This is a genomic window from Echinicola marina (genome assembly GCF_020463795.1).
Lineage (GTDB): Bacteria > Bacteroidota > Bacteroidia > Cytophagales > Cyclobacteriaceae > Echinicola > Echinicola marina.
In genome coordinates, this window is record NZ_CP080025.1 from 4720165 (window position 1) to 4740251 (window position 20087).

Genomic DNA, 20087 nt, shown 5'->3' on the forward strand with positions numbered 1-20087 from the left:
ATTATCAATGCCTAAACTCCCTGAACGATGTGACCTGAACATTTGTTAATCCTAAATCTCATTTAAGGGACAATTACCAGGATCAGCTATTTTTGATGCACTGACATCGGCTTTTATTAAAAAGGAATGAATGAAATAAAATTAGGTTTAAAGGAAAACTGGAAACAGTTTACACTATTGGTAATTATCAATGCCTTTGTAGGAGGCATGATTGGACTTGAGCGATCCATCCTACCCCAGCTTGCTGAAGAAGAATTCAGCATTTCTACCAACACCGCACTTTTTTCCTTTATCATTGCCTTTGGGCTTACCAAGGCCATCTGTAACTATTTTACAGGAAGGTGGGCCAATCTCATAGGTCGAAAAAACTTATTGGTTATCGGCTGGCTATTTGCCCTCCCGGTTCCATTTATTTTGATCTATGCACAAAATTGGAACTGGATCATATTTGCCAATCTTCTTCTTGGTATCAATCAAGGTCTAGCCTGGAGCATGGCCGTGGTAATGAAAATTGACCTCGTTGGAAATAAAAAAAGGGGGCTTGCTATCGGTATCAATGAGTTTTCTGGTTATGCCGCTGTTGGCATGGTCGCCTTTTTGACGGGCTATATCGCCAACACCTATGGAGTAAGACCTTATCCATTTTATTTGGGTATTGCATTCTCCATCTTGGGCCTTCTTTTCTCTTTCTTTTTTATCAAGGACACCAAGCACCATGTTTCCAATGAGGGCACCAAAAGCAATATTCCGATTCTCAAAAAAGTATTTCTCAACACCTCTTTTACCCACAAATCCTTAAGTGGCATCACACAAGCAGGCTTGGTGAATAACCTTAACGATGGCATGATTTGGGGCTTATTGCCACTTATATTATTGAATAAAAATTTTTCTGCCACAGATATTGGCATACTCACTGCTGTTTACCCTAGCGTTTGGGGATTAAGCCAATTGTTTACAGGCAGGCTATCTGACCTTTACTCAAAAAAAATGTTGCTTTTTTACGGTATGCTTTTACAAGCGGCAGCTATTATTACCTTAATATGGGCAAACAGCTTCAGCCAATTTGCGATCATTACGATCGTTTTAGGCTTAGGTACTGCTTTGGTCTACCCTACTTTTATCAATGCCATTTCGGATTTTACCCATCCCAGTCAAAGGGCTGAAAGTTTGGGCACATTTAGGTTTTGGAGAGACATGGGCTATGCGGGAGGAGCATTAGTAACCGGCATCACTGCAGACAGCCTAGGCATCAACGCTTCCATTATTTCCATTGGAATAATAACAGGTCTATCTGCTTTAGTCATTTTAAAAAGGGTTCGTGATGTCCGGCAATAACTATTCTAACCAACTTATTCAAAACTCTTTGCACAGATTACATCAGTCGAATGAAGGAAGATTATGCAAAACTACAATTGGTAAGTGGGGAAATTTCCAATTAGCATTTTACTGAATGTCCCATGGCCTTTCGGCTTTGGTCAGTTTCAACGAGCACTCTGAAAACCGTTTTGTGCCAATAGCACCTTAAATACCAAAAAACATCGCATATTATAACAAAGACTTTTATCTCACACAAATAAAATGAGCTGTCCATTAATGAATATTTTTTTACATTTAAAGTAAAGAAATACTCAAAAACACAAGTACCATGAACGCAGAAGTTGATTTCTTTTTTGAAAAGGCCCAAAATTGGCAAAATGAATTCAAACAGTTAAGGTCCATTGTCTCAGACTGTGGGTTGTCAGAAGAGCTCAAATGGGGCAAGCCCTGTTACACCTATAAATCTAAAAACATACTACTTATCCATGGATTTAAAACATATTGCGCACTACTTTTCCATAAGGGAGCACTATTAAAGGATGAAGAAAATCTGCTGATCCAACAAACAGAAAATGTACAGGCAGCGAGGCAAATCCGCTTTACTAGCAATGCAGAAATTGTCCAACTGACCTCCTCTATCAAAGCCTATATTTATGAAGCCATAGAAGTAGAAAAGGCAGGCCTTCATGTAGCATTAAAAAAGACCACTGAATATACTGTCCCGGATGAGTTACAAAAAATACTAGAAGAAAACCATGATTTCAAAACTGCTTTTGAGGCACTGACTCCAGGAAGACAAAGAGGCTACTTATTGCATTTCTCCCAAGCCAAGCAATCAAAAACCAGATTGGCTAGAATTGAAAAATGTATGCCCAAAATCTTCGAGGGCAAAGGATACAATGATCGCTAAAATTGAAATTAAGTGAATAATAAAATAGACAATTACCTAAGTGAAGGTTGTGGAAGATGTGTTTTGGGAGGAACTCCAGAATGTAAGGTTCATAAGTGGACCAAGGAACTGTTACAGCTGAGAAGGATAGTTTTAGATTGTGGATTAACTGAAGAATTGAAGTGGTCGGTTCCATGTTATACACACAAAAAGAAAAATATATTGATTATCAGCGCCTTTAAAGATTATGCAGCCCTGAGTTTTTTTAAGGGAGCATTATTGCAGGACCGAGCCAAGTTATTGGAAAAACCAGGGGATAATTCACAGGCTGGACGGCTGATAAAATTTAAAGACTTCAAGAAAATATTGGAAAATGAGCCGAGGTTAAAAGCCTATATATTTGAGGCTATAGAGGTGGAAAATGAAGGATTGGAAGTACCTAAGAAAACAATCTCTGAATATCATGTGCCAGAAGAGCTAGAAAAGATGTTGCAAGACAATCCTGATTTCAAAGCTGCTTTTGAGGCACTGACACCAGGAAGACAAAAAGGCTATTTATTACATTTCTCCCAAGCCAAGCAATCAAAAACCAGATTGGCCAGAATTGAAAAATGTATGCCCAAAATATATGAAGGTAAAGGTTTCAATGACAAATAGTAAAATCAAAATCCCCTTACACATTAACCTCCAGTTTCAATAATCATAAAAACAACTTCACCACATCTCAATTATATGAAAAAAACGCTTCTATTCCTCTGCTTAACTTGCCTTTTATGTTCTTGCACTAAAACTGATTCTCCTACTCTCCAAGTCAATCCTACCCCTATAAATGCTAAAATAGAAGGCAATATTTTAACTGGTCCATCAATATTGAATGACGCGAACCGTTTTGTTTGGGGAGGAAGTGTCGTTAAAGGTGAAGACCAAAAATACCATATGCTGTACGCTACTTGGGAAAGTGGTGATAGCATCCCACCATTCTCTGAATCATGGGTTTTACACTCAAAAATAGCCTATGCTGTCTCCGATTACCCTGACCGCGATTTCAAGTTCCAAGGCATCGTACTTACGGGCAGATCCATAGATGGAGACTCCACCGAATGGGATGCCCAGATGGTACACAATCCCCATATCAAACAATTTAATGGAAAATATTATCTCTATTATATCGGCTCAAAAGATCCTGGCATCCAGCCCAAAGGATCCAAAGGGGAGAATGTTGACTGGCGTAATAGAGTTCAACAAAATCAATGCATAGGTGTTATTGAGTTTGACAGTTTTGAAGACCTATTAAAAGGTAATTTCAAAAGATCCAACACCCCACTTTTATCACCAAGGACCAGGGTAAAACCTGACAATATCGTTAAACCTTCTCCAGAAGGCACCTCTCCTAAGCCCGATAATATCATAGTTGTCAACCCATCAGTTGTTCAAAGACCTTCAGACGGCAAATACCTATTATTTTTCAAAGGCAATTTTTATAATCCCAACTGGAGAGGAGTGCATGGTGTAGCCATTGGGGATTCTCCTACAGGCCCTTTTAAGGCTTTAGACAGTTTTGTGTTCGATATTTACAATGAAGACGGCACTATTGCAAGCGGGGAAGACCCTTATGTTTGGTATCACAACAAACACGAGAAATTCTACGTGGTCTTAAAGGATTTTACGGGAAAAATCACCGCTGGACAACCTGGACTGGCCCTTCTGGAATCCAATGATGGTATCAAATGGACCAAACCAGAGAGATCTTTTTTTATGAAGAAAGAAGTGATTTTAAATAATGGAGATACCCTGCATATGGACCGACTTGAGCGACCACAATTATTGATTGACGAAAAGGGAAATCCAAAGGTGCTTTACAGTGCAGGAGCCATTACCAATGTAAACACTAGAACCGATGGAAGTTCTTTTAATGTACACATTCCATTGAAGGTAAATGAAGAATGAACAACTGCATCCCAACGAGAACTATCCTTATTCTATGACGTTATTTATATAGGATTATAAATGGGGCAAATTATCATATTAGTCCGATACAACCTGCTCATTAAGAAAATCAAACCAATTATTGCTTCTTCAATCTGTAAAAGGATCAGGTATGTCCAAAAATAATAAACTCAATTTGATTTCCCTCCTTTTAGCACTTACAGCTGTCATCATGATCGCTATAAGTCTTATGGCAAAAATCCCCGCTCCGGGAATCACAGGAATTGGTTTTTTTCTGATAGTCTGGGCTATTCAAGAATTGAAGAAGTAAGCTTCTTTCATCCCGGTCCAGGAAATTGAAAAATAGACATGTTGCTTAATGCTGTTTTGATTTTCAAAGAACAAATTCCTCAGCAAAAAATTGTAATTTAGAGAAAGAGAGTTTTCTAAAAACAAATATTCCTTTTGAAGGATTTTATTTATAAAAAACTAAACTTTTAAAGTGTTATTCTCGTTTTCCTACAAAACCTATAGAATAAATTTTAACCAAAAAAACCAAAATACTATGTCATTAAGATTAGGAGATATTGCTCCAAATTTCACTGCAGAAACCACTGAGGGTAAAATTGATTTTCATAAATTCCTCGGAGATGGATGGGGAATATTATTTTCTCACCCGGCTGATTACACTCCAGTTTGTACTACTGAGCTAGGTACTGCGGCTAAACTAAAGGATGAATTTGATAAAAGGAATGTCAAAATGATCGCGCTTAGTGTGGATGGACTTGAGAGCCATAAGGGCTGGGTGAATGATATCAATGAGACCCAAAGCACTACCGTCAACTATCCTATCATCGCAGATGAGGACCATAAGGTCTCTGAACTCTATGATATGATCCATCCAAATGCCAATGAAAGCCAAACCGTACGTTCGGTATTTATAATCGGTCCTGACAAAAAAATAAAGCTTATAATTACCTACCCTGCCAGTACGGGTAGAAACTTTAATGAACTTCTAAGAGTGATTGATTCACTACAGCTTACTGCCAATTATTCGGTGGCCACTCCAGCCAACTGGAAGCATGGTGAAGATGTGGTGATAGCACCAGCGATAACCAATGAAGAGATTCCTTCTAAGTTTCCTAAAGGCCATAAGGAAATCAAACCTTATCTGAGAACAACACCTCAGCCTAATCTTTAGATTCAACTTATTTTAATCTTTTAAAGATAGCCGTTGATTTTTAGCAAGTCAACGGCTATTTTTATAAATAAGTCTATGGGAAAATTGCAGTTCTATCTTTTCTTTTGTGCCACCACCATTGACACATCGATCAAAATCAAATATCTAAACAGGGGATATGTTTATCATTAGGATAGGATTTTTTTTGACGATAAACCTAAAATCCCCGCTATTTAGATAGGATTTAAAGCTTCAATGAAACAACATATTATATCGGATAAGCCTATGAAAAAAGTAACTGGAATTGGGGGAATATTTTTTAAATGTCATAACCCAGACAAAATGAAAGATTGGTATGCCAAAAATTTAGGCTTAAATACAGACCGATATGGGACCACCTTCGAATGGCGTCAAGCAGACCAAGCCGAACAAAAGGGTTTTACCCAGTGGAGTCCTATGGATAAAGACACCCATTATTTCAGACCATCGGAAAAAGAATTTATGATCAACTACCGAGTAGAAAACCTTGAAGCATTAGTTAAAGAACTAAAAAGTGAAGGGGTAACCATTTGTGACGAGATTGAAAGCTACGAATATGGAAAGTTCATCCATATCATGGATCCTGAAGGCAATAAAATAGAATTATGGGAGCCATTTGATCAGGAGTATGATAAAATCTTATCAGTCCGCACCAAATGACTCCATTTATTTCTCTGTGTCCTTATCTGGACCTGTCTACTTTTCCAAAAACATAACGGATATTAAGTCCAAAGGAATCTGCCATAAAATCGGTATCTTCCACAATCCAAAAAACAGGGCGCCAGTCAACACCTATGGCCAATGGAAAATCAAAATGATATTCAATTCCTATTTCACCAGCTGGGCCAAAAAAGAAAGGATCATCTATCCTTAAAGCTGGACCTACCCCCACATACCAATCCAAACCATCCACATCAGCTACTGGCCTATATAGGAAATCCCATAAAGCTTCTATCCCCACCCCACTTCCAAAATTAACATCAGCATGGACCCTGCTGAATTGGCCCAAGGTAAATACTCCATCGATGGCTACATGATTATAACCATCTCCAAAACGAATCCCTACTTCCTGCGCAAACAGTCCGTAGGACATGGTAAAGAAGGCAAATAATAGTAATAACTTTTTCATACTGTTAAAGGGTTTGATAAAAACATAAATTTAAAAATTAAACTATTCAATGTTTTAATATAAATGAAAGATAATAAAATTCTAATAAAATAAATAACTCTAGCAAAAAATGTATTACACAAAACACCTCCATAGGTGTACAAATCGAGCCATTATGACCTAAAATAAACTAAATTATGCCTCAAAAATCTTCCTTAAAGCATAAAAAACAGCATAGTAGATATCACTATCCTGTTTTTTCGATTGGCATATTTATTTTAATGGCCTTAAAGTTTATTCAATTACTCTAAACTTCCAGAAATCCCTCAAAAATCTTAACGGCTTTTCCCAATATCTTCACCCTGTCCCCCATTAATTCCAAATGCATTTCTCCTTCCCTTTTGCTGGCCTGATAAGCTTTTAATGCAGTTTTTCCTTCTTTTTTGTTCCAATAATCCATTAAAGCACAATGGGCAAAGCCTGTAACAGGATCTTCATTGATTCCTAAATTAGGGGCAAAATACCTTGAATAAATATCAAAATCATCATTTCCTTTGGCCGTAATAATGATCCCTTCATCACTGTGCATCGCCAGTAAGTGAAACTCAGGCTCTACATACTCCAATTGATGAAAACTTTCCAATTCCAAAATCCAATTACCTTTCAATGACGCTGCACCAATTACTTTCTGGCCAAAAAAATTGTCTGAAAAATAAGGATGATTCTCTTCTTTGGTCACCAGCAAGGGAAAATCCATTTGAATTTCTCCATCTACCATTTTGACATTCAATTCACCACTTTTGGTATCAAAGGATATCACTTCCTTCTCATCTACCACCTCTTCTATGTAGAGCATAAAAGCACTCGCCAAAGTAGCATGCCCACACAGGTCCACCTCTTTTTCAGGTGTAAACCACCTTAATTTAAATGATGCAGGGCCTGTTTGTTGTAAAAAAGCCGTCTCACTTAAATTCATTTCCGCAGCAATCAACTGCATACCTTCTTCTGCCAAGGGGCCTGGCAGCAAACAGACGGCTGCTGGATTTCCTGAAAAAGGAGTATCGGTAAAAGCATCGATGGTGACAATGGGAAGTTGCATATTTTTAGTTTTATGGTCTTCTATCAATTTAAGAATACTTTTATAAAATCTATCAGGAAATATCATCGCTACTGAGCAAATTTGCCCCTGCTTTACTCATTTCCTTTAAAGCATTTTCCAGATCCTCAGGAGCAAGATTCACTGCTTTGGTAGCATCGGTCACCAAATTCACATCAAAGCCCTCCCTAATGGCATCCAGCACCGTGAATTTAACACAATAATCAGCCGCTAAACCTACTATGTATACATCGGTAATATCATGATCATGTAAATAATCACTCAGGCCTGTATTTTCCTTTCGGCTATTATCATAAAATCCACTGTATGAATCTACCATGGGGTTGGTTCCCTTTTGGAAAACCTTTTTCCATTTTTCTCGATCCAAATCCTTATGAAACTTAGCCCCCTCGCTACCTTCTACGCAGTGAACAGGCCATAATACCTGCTCATCCCCATTTAGGCTAATGATCTCCCCTATTTGTCTACCAGGATGGTTCTTTGCAAAACTTCTATGCACGGAAGGATGCCAATCCTGAGTAGCCACAATAAAATCAAATTTCTCCTGCAACTTATTGATCACTGGAATAATCTGATCCCCTTCCTCCACCGCAAGGGTTCCACCGGGTAAAAAATCATTCTGTACATCAACAATTAACAGTGCGTCCATAAACTTAATTTTTTAGATTTTCTTACTAATCAAATATTATTAGCGTCTCTCCTTCTATTCCACCGAGCTGCAAAACATGGCTACCTATACCTGAGCCTCACTAGCTATAGTTTTTGGCCTGAAGTACCAGGTTCGTTCTAAGATGGTACAAATTCTCCTCCAATCCAACTGGATAGATATGTGGGTTGATCAATCTTTTGTGCGCTTTATCGAAACGATCCAGATTGGCCAAAGTAGCCTTCCTAATATCTTGGATTTTGGGACGAGTATAAACCTTCTCTCCTTTTTTGAAAATGGGCACTATGAGTGTTTTGCTCTCCAATGAATCCATTTTAATATTTTTTCTTTTGGTCGGATCATAAGGATCGATGATGGTCACTTCATCTTTTAATTCAGGTCCTTCTTCCAAAAAGATCATATCGGAAACAGCCTTCCCATTTTTATAAAACCGCTTGACATTATGATAACCTGGAATATTGATTTTTATGGATTGCTGAGAAACCTTGACCTTAGGCACCCAATTTCCTTCATTATCCTTTAATGCAGCCATTTTATAAACTGCTCCCAGTGCTGGTTGGTCATAAGCGGTCACCAATTTTGTACCTATACCCCAAATATCTATGGATGCTTCCTGCATTTTTAGAGATGACAAAATATGCTCATCCAGGTCATTGCTAGCAACTACCTTGGTCTCCGTAAAACCAGCCTCATCCAACATTTCCCTGGCCACATTGCTATAGTAAGCCAAATCACCTGAATCTATTCTTACGCCTAATAGTTTCTTTCCTTTAGCCTCCAAGGCTCGCCCTACCTTAATGGCATTTTGAACTCCCTTAATAGTATCATAAGTGTCCACCAAGAAAATACAATTATCCGGAAAAGCTGCTGCATAAGCCTCAAAAGCCTCTACTTCACTTTCGAAAGCCATAATCCAGCTATGCGCATGGGTTCCCGACACAGGAATACCAAAGAGCTTTCCTGCCATCACATTGCTGGTAGAAGAACAGCCACCAATATAACTGGCCCTGCTAGCTGCAAGTGCTCCGTCAATTCCTTGTGCCCTTCTCAATCCAAACTCCAATACTGGATCACCCTTAGCCTCCAAAGTAATCCTAGCCGCTTTGGTCGCTACTAAGGTCTGGAAATTAATGATGTTCAACAGAGGAGTTTCCAACAACTGACATTGTAATAATGGACCTTTCACCCTGATGATAGGTGTATTAGGAAAAACCACTGCGCCTTCTTCCACAGCATCTACATCACAAGAAAATTCCAAGTCTTTGAGATATTGGATAAATCCTGGTTCAAAGGTTGGATCCCCATTTTCAAGCTTCATCTGGGAAAGGTATTCCAGATCATTATCATCAAACTTAAAATTCCTGCAATAATCTATCACATAATCTAAGCCTGCAGCTATTGTAAAACCACTTTGAAAGGGATTTTTTCTAAAAAACAGGTTAAATACTGCCTCTTGTTCTGCTTTGCCTGACCTCCAATAAGCATAGGCCATGGTCAATTGATAAAAGTCTGTCAAAAGGGCCAATGAGCCTTGATACAAATCCCTGGTAATCTTCATCTATTTTGATCTTATATTTAATACTACACCAAACAGCACCAATCCCATTCCCAAATAGGTTAGCAAGTTAAAGGTTTCCCCGAAAAAGATAAAACCAAAAAACAATGCATATAGGATTCCTATATAATTTAGACTGGTAATCTTGGCTAAATTGGCGTGCTGGTAGGCCAAAGTCATATAGTATTGTGCCATTTGGGTCAACGCACCAATACCAAGCAGCAGTAACCAATCCCAGCCCCGTGGCATCACCCAGTTAAAATAACTCCATAGCCCAACAATAGGCAGGGTAACCAAAGGGAAATAAAATACAATCACTAATGGATGTTCAGAGCCCTTGAGTTTTCGGATGATATTATAAGCCAAGCCTGCAAAAAGACCTGATGAAACACCTATTAGGGTATATTCAATAGATATTCTTGGATCAAATCCCTCTATAACCAAGACGCCACCAAAGGCTATAGCAAAATATAAGAACCTTTTAGGCTTAACCTTTTCCTTGACAATGAAGATGCCGAAAATAGTAGTGAAAATCGGCGACAAATATTGGAGGGTGACCGCACTGGCCAAAGGAATATTTTGTAGGGTATAAAAGAAGGTGATCAGCCCCAAAGCTCCTGAAGCACCGCGAAGAATCAATAACTTTTTATTGTTGCCAAATAGAGGGACATTTTGCTTTTTCAAAATGACATAACTGGCTATCAAACTGAATAAAGACCGGAAAAACACCACTTCCACGGCAGGTAAATGAGGTACATATTTTACCATCACCTGCATCATGGCAAAAAATATCCCAGCCAGCAACATATGCTGAACGCTTTTTTGGCTCAAATTTCTTCTTGGTTACGATGATCGATTGAATGTCCAATGGATAATTTGCCCAAATGGTTCCATGAACCCAGGAATTATTTGGAGACAGTGATTTCCTTCGACACATCCGAGTCACTCATGGATGGAGGGTCGTTAGCTGTCTGCGGGGCCTCTCCTTCACTTTTTCCAGGTTTGTTGGTGATCATTCCATACATCATGATCAATACCGTCAAAACAATGATCTGCACAATGAGAGATTTATTGACCATGCCAATCATATTTTCAGGACTGATATACAGAAACAGTAAAATAGTAATCAAGCCTCTTGGTGCCACAAAGAGCAGGGGCTTCAGAGGAAGTCTACTGATTTTCAACTGGATAAAACGAATCGCAAATATCAGTATCACAATCCCAACGGCCCAGACCAAAGTAGAAGTATTGATAATTTCAGAGGTCTCCAGAAGGTACCCAAAAAGCAGGAAAAACAAGGACCTTATCAGGAAGGTGGCCTCAATGGTCAGCTCCTTGAATTTCATCACTTCCTTATCCAAAATTTCGGTGCGGAAAACATTGAAGAACTTAAGGTTATTCAGTTCATTGAGGTTACCGATCGACAAACCAAAAATCAATATAAAAATCAATGCCGGTAAGTGGTACAAATAGGAAATGGCATAAATCAATATGGTCAAAAGGATAATCGGAACAAACTTCACGTGATGCTCCAACCTGCTCAGTAAAAACGACAAGCCTATGGTGGCCACAAACGAGATAATGCATATCACAATCAACTGAAACCCAAATATCCCAAAGGAATCCAAGCCTACGGTTTCATTCCTCATCATGAAGTTAAAAAACACAACCCCAATAATATCCGAAAGACTGCTTTCATAAATCACGAATTCCTTATTCCTCGAAGACAGGTTTCGTACACTGGAAATGGCTATCGAACTGCTGATCACACATAAAGGGATAACGTTGATAAGGCTGTCCCGAAAAGTATAACCTCCATATTGACTAAAGACGTATGCCAATATAAACGACAAGGCCAGAAAAGGCCCTAAGGCTCCAAAAAACGACTTCCTGATCAAAACCAGTTTTGATTTATTCAGCTCCAGTTCCAAAGCCCCTTCCAATACAATAAGGATCAAACCGGTAGTTCCCAACACCGGCAAGATGGAAGACAAGTCCGGCAGTTTTAGCTCGAAGAGCATCGTTCCCTGCCTTACCAACCAGCCCAACAGCAACAGCAGTATGACGGATGGGATTTTAGTTTTCTTGAAACTATAATCAAACAGGTATGCTATCAGCAATAAACTACAAAGTGTAATTATGATTGTTGTGGTCATGCGTAATTCGATAAAGGTTTGGCTTCATAATATATTCTAATCATATTTTGAAGCAAATAAAAAGAGTCTCCCCTTTTCAACTGATTTTTCAAAAACTTCTATATTCTGATTATGAATCAATTAGTCCCATAATAGGGAAAATCGACTTAATCTTATTGTAATAATAGCTTAAAAGTTTGAAAAAAAGTTTCATGAGTCAAAAAAAGGAACCATACTCCACTCATCATCCAGCCAGATTTAACCCCAAAAAAGAAAGTCCAGCCTAATAATTGAATACACATTCTAACTTTTCAGAACATAGATTAAGTAAAAAAAGAAACAATATTCCTGCAGTCCACTTAAGCTTCTTCTTCAAGCAAAACAATTCAAATCAAGAACAAACTTAGAGACTTACCCTAACTGTCAATCTCTAGTATTTTTCGTGGCCTCAAATTGTAACTTAATAGTCTAATAAAAACCAATGACTTATCGGATATGAATCATAAAATAACCAAAGGACCTAAAAGATTAGGAGGGGTTTTCCACTTCTTTTTCTTCTGAGATAATGATACCATCTTGCATGGTCAGCATTCTATCAGCCATTTGCGCCAGTTCCTTATTATGGGTCACAATGACAAAAGACTGCCCAAAACTATCTCTCAACTTAAAAAACAGCTCATGTAAGGCTTCAGCACTATGGGTATCCAGATTACCACTAGGTTCATCTGCAAAGATAATCTTAGGATCATTGATCAAAGCCCTTGCGACCGCCACCCGTTGTTGCTCTCCTCCACTTAACTCAGAAGGCTTATGAAATAACCGCCCTTCAATCCCCAGTAATTTGGCCAATTCCACTGCTTTTTTTCTCAATTGCCTTTCATCCTTCTTGGCAATCAGCCCCGGGATCATAATATTTTCCTCTGCTGTAAACTCCGGAAGCAGGTTATGAAATTGAAAAATAAACCCTATTTCCAAATTCCTATAAGCAGCAAGTTTATCACCTTTGAGATGACCTAAATTCTTATCTCCCACTATGACTTCACCAGCATCCGCATTATCCAAAGTTCCCAAGATATGCAGGAGTGTACTTTTACCTGCACCAGAGGCCCCCACTATAGAAACTATTTCTCCTGAATGGATGCTAATATCCACACCCTTAAGAACATGGAGATCGCCGTAATATTTTTGTATGCCAGTTGCTTTAAGCATGATCGATTATTTGAACAATTTCAAAGATAAAACTATTTAACGTATTAGTTCAAAAATGCATTTATTTTGGGAAAAAGAGGGTTAAAATCCTTGAATAATCCCCTTCCACTACTTAACTTCGAGCAAAAATTTTCGCTAGGATGAATATACACGAATATCAAGCTAAAGAAGTTCTAAAGGGTTATGGTGTTAAAATTCAGGAGGGTATCGTTGCTGATACACCGGAAGCAGCACTAGAAGCAGCCAAGCAACTCAACGCAGAAACAGGCACCTCATGGTATGTGATCAAAGCTCAGATCCATGCGGGTGGACGTGGTAAAGGTAAAATTCAGGAAACCGACTCTAATGGTGTGGTTTTGGCCAAGAAGTTGGACGAGGTAACTGAAAAAGCTAAAAACATCCTAGGAGGAACTTTGGTGACACACCAAACTGGGCCAGAAGGCAAGAAAGTAAATAAAGTTCTCGTTGCACAGGACGTTTACTATCCTGGAGACTCTGAACCAAAAGAATATTACCTATCTATCTTATTGGATAGAGCTAAAGGATGCAATGTCATCATGGCTTCTACCGAAGGAGGTATGGACATTGAAGAAGTAGCCGAAAAAACTCCGGAGAAAATCATCAAGGAATGGATCGATCCGAAAGTTGGCCTTCAAGGATTCCAAGCTAGAAAAGTGGCTTTTGCCCTTGGTCTATCTGGAAATGCATTGAAGGAAATGGTGAAATTTATCACAGCCCTTTATAAGGCTTACGATGCTACCGATTCTTCTCAGTTTGAGATCAACCCAGTGCTAAAAACTTCTGATGATAAAATTTTGGCAGTAGATGCTAAAGTGAATTTGGATGATAATGCACTATACAGACATAGAGACCTTGCTGAACTTAGAGATCTATCTGAAGAGGATCCTTTAGAGGTAGAAGCAGGAAAATCTGACCTTAACTATGTAAAACTTGACGGAAACGTAGGTTGTATGGTTAATGGTGCCGGCTTAGCCATGGCCACTATGGATATGATCAAACTTTCAGGTGGTGAGCCTGCCAACTTCCTAGATGTAGGAGGTGGAGCCAATGCCACTACTGTAGAAGCAGGTTTCAGAATTATCCTTAAAGATCCTAATGTTAAAGCTATCCTTATCAATGTATTTGGTGGCATCGTAAGATGCGACAGAATCGCTAGTGGTGTTGTGGAAGCTTACAAGTCAATCGGTGATATCAGAGTACCTATTATCGTAAGACTTCAGGGTACCAACGCTGAAGAAGGAGCTAAGATCATTGACGAATCTGGATTGAAAGTTTCTTCTGCTATCACCCTAAAAGAAGCAGCAGAAAAAGTTCAGGACGTTCTTAAAAACGCCTAAAAATATCTTATCTTTGTAGCCGCTATGAGGACAGCCTCCTTATAGCGGTTTTTTGCGCGCGTAGTTCAACTGGATAGAATATCGGATTTCGGCTCCGAGGGTTGAGGGTTCGAATCCTTCCGCGCGTACTGTACAAAGCCTGGTGAAAATTCATCAGGCTTTTTATTTTTTAGGTGTATTACTGCCTCTATTATTTTCACAGATCTCCAATTATCTGCGACGTGACAGCTCCCAGCAAAAAAAGTTTTTTTTCAAATTCGTGGTAATAAGGCAGTCCTCTCCTAGTCATTTATGGTTCTTCAAGTAATCTTTCAAACAAACTCTTTCAATTCCTTTCTTTTTATTTTTATTTCCTAATGATAAATTATATATTGAGGCAGAATTTATAGGAGGAGCAATTTCTCCTTTCCAGAAGCCTATTATATCATTACCATGAAAAGAAGAAAGTCCTTAAAAATAATGGCCTTGGGAGCTTTAACTCCCAGTATAAATATTTTTTCATCCCCAATGGATGCCCACAAAAACTATATAGAGAAAAACACAAGTTTATACTTTGAAAGTGATTGGGAACTTTGGCCTGATATGGATTGGGTAGGTCCAGAATATTGGGGCAACAGACTTCAGGATTGGAAAATTCAAAATGGCAAGGTACTCTGTCAAGTCAGTGGTCCAAACAGAACTTTGCACTGTCTCACCACTCAAGCAACTAGGGAAAAAGGAACATTGGAGACAAGTATTGATATTGAACCCAATCCCTCATTGCCAGTTTCTGATGAAAACTATATTGGAATTAGATTAGGCATAAAAGGTAAATTTGATGATTATCGCTCTGCCGCTGTGCATGGAAAGGGCATGGATATCGCTGTAACTACCAGCGGAAAACTAAAAATCAACAAGAAGCTCCTTCCTTTACAGACTGCAATCGAAGGTAAGTACACCCTTCATATAAAGCTCTCAGAGCATCACAGCCTCCCAAACATTACTGTTGACCTCATCAATTCATCTGGTGAGATCTTGCATACCTCCACTGAAGCAGAAGCTTTCAGTCATGAAGAAATCTCTGGTAATATCGCCTTGGTAGCCAATATCAAAGATGGTTCAAAAGAAATTCAGGAAACCACCACATCTGCCTCTTTTGCCAACTGGAAAATATCAGGCAGCAAATTGATATCAAGTTCTGAACATGAATTTGGACCAATCTGCTTTGCCCAATACACTTTACATCAAGGCACTTTAAAATTAACGGGACAACTTGCTCCTGTAGAACAGGTTTCAGGCCATAAAGTTAGCTTTAAAATCAAAGAAGGAAATGAATGGAAGGAACTGGCACAGTCGGAGATAGAGCCTATGTCCAGAACAGTTCACTTTAGACAGGAAAACTGGAACTACAAATCATCCATCCCCTACCGCATTCAATTAGAACTGCCCTTAAAACCCAATGGATCCACAGCTGTTCGTTATTATAACTATGAGGGGACGATCTCCAAAGAACCGGTCGACAAAGAAGATCTAAAAACAGCAGTATTCAGTTGCAACTGTGACTATGGTTTCCCAGACTCAGAGGTACCACTTCATGTGGCTTGTCACCAACCTGATCTGGCTCTATTCGTAGGTGACCAATTTTATGAAGGCACAGGTGGTTTTGGAATACAAACCTCGCCTATTGATAAGGCAGCACTTGATTACCTTCGCAAGTGGATGATGTTCGGTTGGTCTTATAGGGAAATTTTCCGCCACATTCCGTGTGCAATTATTCCCGATGACCATGATGTTTACCACGGAAATATTTGGGGAGAAGAAGGAAAGGCTGCTGACATTTCTGGCAGTTGGGGAGCACCCGCCCAAGATTCGGGTGGATACAAAATGGCACCTAAATGGGTCAATATGGTTCAGAAATGCCAAACCAGCCATCTTCCTGATCCCTATGACCCTACTCCTGTAAAAAGAGGTATTGATGTTTATTACACAGAGTGGATCTATGGTGGTATCAGTTTTGCCATTTTGGAAGACAGAAAATGGAAATCAGCCCCCAAACACGTACTTCCTGAAGAAGCAGATATTTGGAACGGCTGGATCCAAAATCCAGATTTTGACATCAAAAAACATCGGGTAGAAGATGCCCAATTACTAGGAGAAAGACAACTCAATTTCCTCGATCATTGGTCTCAAGACTGGTCTGGAGATGTAAAAATGAAATCCCTGGTGACACAGACCAATTTCAGTACTGTTTCCACGCTCCCTGCTGATGCTAAAAATGACGGAGTAGTTCCAGGATTAAAAATTCCTCAACCCGGTGAATATATTGCAGGAGATGTCATCAACGGGGATATGGACAGTAATGGCTGGCCTCAGGTCGGCAGGGACAAGGCAGTAGAAAAAATCAGAAAATGCTTTGCCTTCCATATTGCTGGAGATCAGCATTTGGCAAGTTTTATTCAATACGGTGTTGAAGAATATGGAGACAGTGGCTATGCCTTTGCAGGTCCTGCCTTGAATAATATCTGGCCAAGAAGATGGTGGCCTCCAGTGGCTGACACTGCAAGTCATTCTGAAAATAATCCTGCCTATACGGGAAATTATGAGGATGGATTTGGCAATAAAATGACCATAAAGGCAGTCGCCAATCCAAGGCTTACAGGTATGACGCCGGCCATCGTTTATGACAGGGCCACAGGATATGGTATTGTTACCTTCAACAAATCCAACAGGACGATAACCACCGAATGTTGGCCCAAATATGTCCACCCAGTGAAAAACCCTCATGGACAATATGCTGGCTGGCCGATAACTATAGTACAAGAAGACAATTATGGTAGAAAAGCCGCTGCCTGGCTTCCAGAAATCAAGGTCAACGGACTTAGCAATCCAGTGGTAGAAGTAATAGAAGAAAATTCTGGAGAAAGCCTTTATTACATGGCTATTAAAGGAAATACATTTACCCCAAAAGTTTTTTCCAAAGGCACTTATACCATCAAGGTAAAAGACAGCACAACTGGAAAAACCATAGAGAAAAATGGCATAAAAGCCAGCTCAAAATCAAAAGGAACCCTGATGTTCAGTATATAAACCCAATTAGAGCGGCCCAAGGCCGCTCTTTTTTATGATGTTTTTCACCACCCCTTCGCCTGTTCATTTTTTCCCTCCATCCTCTTCCAAGCGCGATCACAACAACTCATAGGGCTACTATCAAAATATATATTATCTTCGAAGAATACATCAAAAAACAACTTATTGTTTAAGTACCATTCATCATGCCCAATTCCTATTCATCCATCACTTTAACCTATATTGTTCCGGTTTATATTGAAAACCAGAAGGCTCGAATCATTGAAAAATTTATCGCCCACTATGAGCAATACAGTCCTGAAGTATTAAAAAAAATCCTGTTTGTTTTTGTAGATGATTGTTCACCTGTTCCTGTTAATATCAATTCAAAAAAACTGAACTTTATCCTAGCAAAGATTAATGATGATATTAAATGGAATCAGGGTGGAGCCCGTAATTTAGGAGTAATGTTGGCCAAATCCAGCAAATTGATCCTTACAGACCTGGACCATACATTCCCAGAAGCAACTTTGGATTATGTTTTAAAAAAACCGCTTCCCAAAGCCCTTTATAATTTTGTCAGATTAAAAGATGGACAGAAGCATAATATCCATCCAAACACCTACTACTGCACTAAATCTACCTTTTTCAAATCTCTGGGTGTAGACGAAGAGTTCTGTGGCAACTATGGTTATGAAGACATCTACTTCCTAGAACTTCAAAAAAGCCTAAAGACCAAAATAAAAACGATCAAAAGACATCCGGTATGGGTAAGAGAACATAAGGAACTTCCTTCAGAATCCCACCACTTATTGATACGAGACACCAAGGTAAATCATGAATTATTGCAGAAAAAGCTTAAATACCTGAAAACAAAAGATCCATTTGAAGGTCACTCCAGGCTATTTCTTAATTTCTCTTGGGATATTGTAGACGAACATCTTATTGATGAAAATGCAGCAACTAATACCAATTTTATATAAAATCAAAACCCTAATTAACAATTATGAAACAGATCATTCTATCTATCTTTTTCTTTTGCTATGTTTTCATAGTATCCGCACAAAATGTAGCTTATAAAACAGCAAGCAATATTCCCTATTATAATGAAGACCTTAGTGCAGCTGATGAATATATTCAGCAAAGATGTGTTCTCGATATCTACTATCCTGAAGGTAAGAAGAACTTTGCCACAGTGGTATGGTTCCATGGTGGCGGACTGACAGGAGGAGAAAAGGAAATCCCTCAGGCTTTAAAGGATAAGGGAATTGCCATCATTGGTGTCAATTACCGATTATACCCTAAGATCAAAGCGCCCAAATATATAGAAGATGCGGCTGCAGCCGTTGCTTGGGCATTTAATAATATTGCCAATTATGGCGGTGATCCTTCTTTAATATTTGTTTCAGGTCATTCCGCAGGTGGATACTTGGCCAGTATGGTTGGTTTAGATAAAAGGTGGCTCAATAAGCACAGTATTGACGCCAATCAGATCGCAGGACTCATTCCATTTAGTGGTCACACCATTACGCATTTTACTGTAAGAGAAGAAAGAGGCATCCCAGGAACCCAGGCCATTGTGGATGATTTAGCGCCTTTATACCATGTTAGACCTGATGCTCCCCCTTTATTATTGATCACTGGTGATCGAAATATGGAAATGCTAGGGAGATATGAGGAAAATGCCTATATGATGCGTATGATGAAAGAGGCTGGGCATAAAGAGACGAAAATATATGAAATGGACGGCTATGGTCACAATATGACAGCTCCGGCTTTTCCCTTGTTATTAAACGAAATGAACCGTATTATTCAAAAGCAAAACAAATAAACCCATCAGAATCACCCTCAAAATTTGAGTAATCCAGTTGTTGGATTACTCTTTTGCTTTTAACCTATAGGGTTCGTTATTCTTTTTATAGTCACCAAATTTTGCACCATTTTATAATCTTTTTCAATCCTTAAGTTCATCGATCACTCCTTCATTAATAATTCACTAAATTAGTTTATCCAGTAAAAGGCCGCATATAATAATTCGGTTCTTTTAATAATTCAGTATCAGTATTCTTATACCTAATCCATACAATTGACACTCGTAATGATTATGTTTAAGAATAACCCTCATCACAAGCCCTGATAATCATGAAAAGGATGCACGCCCACACCAATTGGTTGACATTATTTTCCCTGTTCAGCCTATACCCACTCATTACCAAAGGGAGTGCATTCGAAGACAAAGTAGCAGATGTGGTAAGTTGGGTGGCCTTGATCGTAGCCCCAATCATCATAATCACAGTCTTCTTGATGGTCCATGTCCTTCCAGAAAAAATTGCGGAAAAACGAAATCATCCCCAGACACAAGCCATCAAAACACTATGTATACTTTCCTTGTTCTTTGGTGGGCTCTTATGGCCTTTGGCTTGGATTTGGACCTATTCCAAGCCTGTTTTTTATAAGATGGCTTATGGAACAGATAAAGGTGATTATCATGAGAAAACCTTTGACGACTTGAAAAAAGAAAAAGACCAGGATAAACCCTAAA

The 20087-nt window shown here is 39.0% G+C and carries 18 protein-coding genes and 1 tRNA gene; 12 read left to right on the plus strand and 7 right to left on the minus strand.

Going from position 1 to position 20087, the window contains the following annotated elements; genetic code table 11:
• Positions 1 to 126 precede the first annotated feature (126 nt).
• From KZP23_RS19220 to KZP23_RS19245, 6 genes are all read left to right on the plus strand, one after another.
• Positions 127 to 1335 (plus strand): MFS transporter, encoded by a 1209-nt coding sequence (locus tag KZP23_RS19220; RefSeq protein ID WP_226333387.1) that lies wholly within the window; start codon positions 127 to 129, stop codon positions 1333 to 1335.
• A gap of 310 nt (positions 1336 to 1645) precedes the next feature.
• Positions 1646 to 2227, plus strand: a complete 582-nt coding sequence (locus tag KZP23_RS19225) for a YdeI/OmpD-associated family protein (RefSeq protein ID WP_226333388.1) — start codon at positions 1646 to 1648, stop codon at positions 2225 to 2227.
• A 12-nt stretch (positions 2228 to 2239) separates the two neighbouring features.
• Complete coding sequence (locus KZP23_RS19230; RefSeq protein ID WP_226333389.1) at positions 2240 to 2863, plus strand: YdeI/OmpD-associated family protein; 624 nt, start codon at positions 2240 to 2242, stop codon at positions 2861 to 2863.
• Between the two features lie 213 nt (positions 2864 to 3076).
• Positions 3077 to 4153, plus strand: coding sequence for a glycoside hydrolase family protein (locus tag KZP23_RS19235; RefSeq protein WP_226333390.1), 1077 nt, complete (start codon positions 3077 to 3079; stop codon positions 4151 to 4153).
• Positions 4154 to 4697: 544 nt separating this feature from the next.
• Positions 4698 to 5333, plus strand: a complete 636-nt coding sequence (locus KZP23_RS19240; protein WP_226333391.1) for a peroxiredoxin — start codon at positions 4698 to 4700, stop codon at positions 5331 to 5333.
• Between the two features lie 264 nt (positions 5334 to 5597).
• The gene (locus KZP23_RS19245) at positions 5598 to 6011 is read left to right on the plus strand and encodes a VOC family protein (protein WP_226333392.1); all 414 of its coding nucleotides are present in this window, start codon (positions 5598 to 5600) and stop codon (positions 6009 to 6011) included.
• A 22-nt stretch (positions 6012 to 6033) separates the two neighbouring features.
• On the opposite strand, the gene KZP23_RS19250 is transcribed toward KZP23_RS19245, so the two are convergent.
• From KZP23_RS19250 to KZP23_RS19280, 7 genes are all read right to left on the minus strand, one after another.
• The gene (locus KZP23_RS19250; protein ID WP_226333393.1) at positions 6034 to 6480 is read right to left on the minus strand and encodes an outer membrane insertion C- signal; all 447 of its coding nucleotides are present in this window, start codon (positions 6478 to 6480) and stop codon (positions 6034 to 6036) included.
• 286 nt (positions 6481 to 6766) lie between these two features.
• On the minus strand, positions 6767 to 7558 hold the full coding sequence (locus tag KZP23_RS19255; RefSeq protein ID WP_226333394.1) for a PhzF family phenazine biosynthesis protein: 792 nt from the start codon (positions 7556 to 7558) through the stop codon (positions 6767 to 6769).
• A 52-nt stretch (positions 7559 to 7610) separates the two neighbouring features.
• Positions 7611 to 8225, minus strand: a complete 615-nt coding sequence (pncA, locus tag KZP23_RS19260; RefSeq protein WP_226333395.1) for a bifunctional nicotinamidase/pyrazinamidase — start codon at positions 8223 to 8225, stop codon at positions 7611 to 7613.
• A 100-nt stretch (positions 8226 to 8325) separates the two neighbouring features.
• A complete protein-coding gene (locus KZP23_RS19265) occupies positions 8326 to 9801 on the minus strand; it encodes a nicotinate phosphoribosyltransferase (RefSeq protein ID WP_226333396.1) in 1476 nt (491 codons plus the stop codon).
• On the minus strand, positions 9802 to 10629 hold the full coding sequence (locus tag KZP23_RS19270) for a DMT family transporter (protein ID WP_226333397.1): 828 nt from the start codon (positions 10627 to 10629) through the stop codon (positions 9802 to 9804).
• A gap of 74 nt (positions 10630 to 10703) precedes the next feature.
• Positions 10704 to 11954 carry a cation:proton antiporter gene (locus KZP23_RS19275; protein ID WP_226333398.1) on the minus strand — a complete coding sequence of 417 codons (1251 nt, stop codon included), beginning with the start codon at positions 11952 to 11954 and terminating at the stop codon, positions 10704 to 10706.
• A 507-nt stretch (positions 11955 to 12461) separates the two neighbouring features.
• Positions 12462 to 13142 carry an ABC transporter ATP-binding protein gene (locus KZP23_RS19280; RefSeq protein ID WP_226333399.1) on the minus strand — a complete coding sequence of 227 codons (681 nt, stop codon included), beginning with the start codon at positions 13140 to 13142 and terminating at the stop codon, positions 12462 to 12464.
• 140 nt (positions 13143 to 13282) lie between these two features.
• Between KZP23_RS19280 and sucC the strand changes: the two genes are divergently transcribed.
• The 6 genes from sucC to KZP23_RS19310 all read left to right on the plus strand — a co-directional run bounded on the left by sucC (position 13283) and on the right by KZP23_RS19310 (position 20086).
• A complete protein-coding gene (sucC, locus tag KZP23_RS19285; protein WP_226333400.1) occupies positions 13283 to 14500 on the plus strand; it encodes an ADP-forming succinate--CoA ligase subunit beta in 1218 nt (405 codons plus the stop codon).
• Between the two features lie 54 nt (positions 14501 to 14554).
• Positions 14555 to 14628, plus strand: a tRNA-Arg gene (locus KZP23_RS19290).
• A 304-nt stretch (positions 14629 to 14932) separates the two neighbouring features.
• Entirely contained in the window at positions 14933 to 17566 is a 2634-nt protein-coding gene (locus KZP23_RS19295) for a twin-arginine translocation pathway signal protein (RefSeq protein ID WP_226333401.1), read from the plus strand.
• Positions 17567 to 17751: 185 nt separating this feature from the next.
• On the plus strand, positions 17752 to 18528 hold the full coding sequence (locus KZP23_RS19300; protein ID WP_226333402.1) for a hypothetical protein: 777 nt from the start codon (positions 17752 to 17754) through the stop codon (positions 18526 to 18528).
• 23 nt (positions 18529 to 18551) lie between these two features.
• A complete protein-coding gene (locus tag KZP23_RS19305; RefSeq protein ID WP_226333403.1) occupies positions 18552 to 19376 on the plus strand; it encodes an alpha/beta hydrolase in 825 nt (274 codons plus the stop codon).
• Between the two features lie 311 nt (positions 19377 to 19687).
• Complete coding sequence (locus KZP23_RS19310) at positions 19688 to 20086, plus strand: DUF3302 domain-containing protein (RefSeq protein WP_226333404.1); 399 nt, start codon at positions 19688 to 19690, stop codon at positions 20084 to 20086.
• Position 20087: the final 1 nt, after the last annotated feature.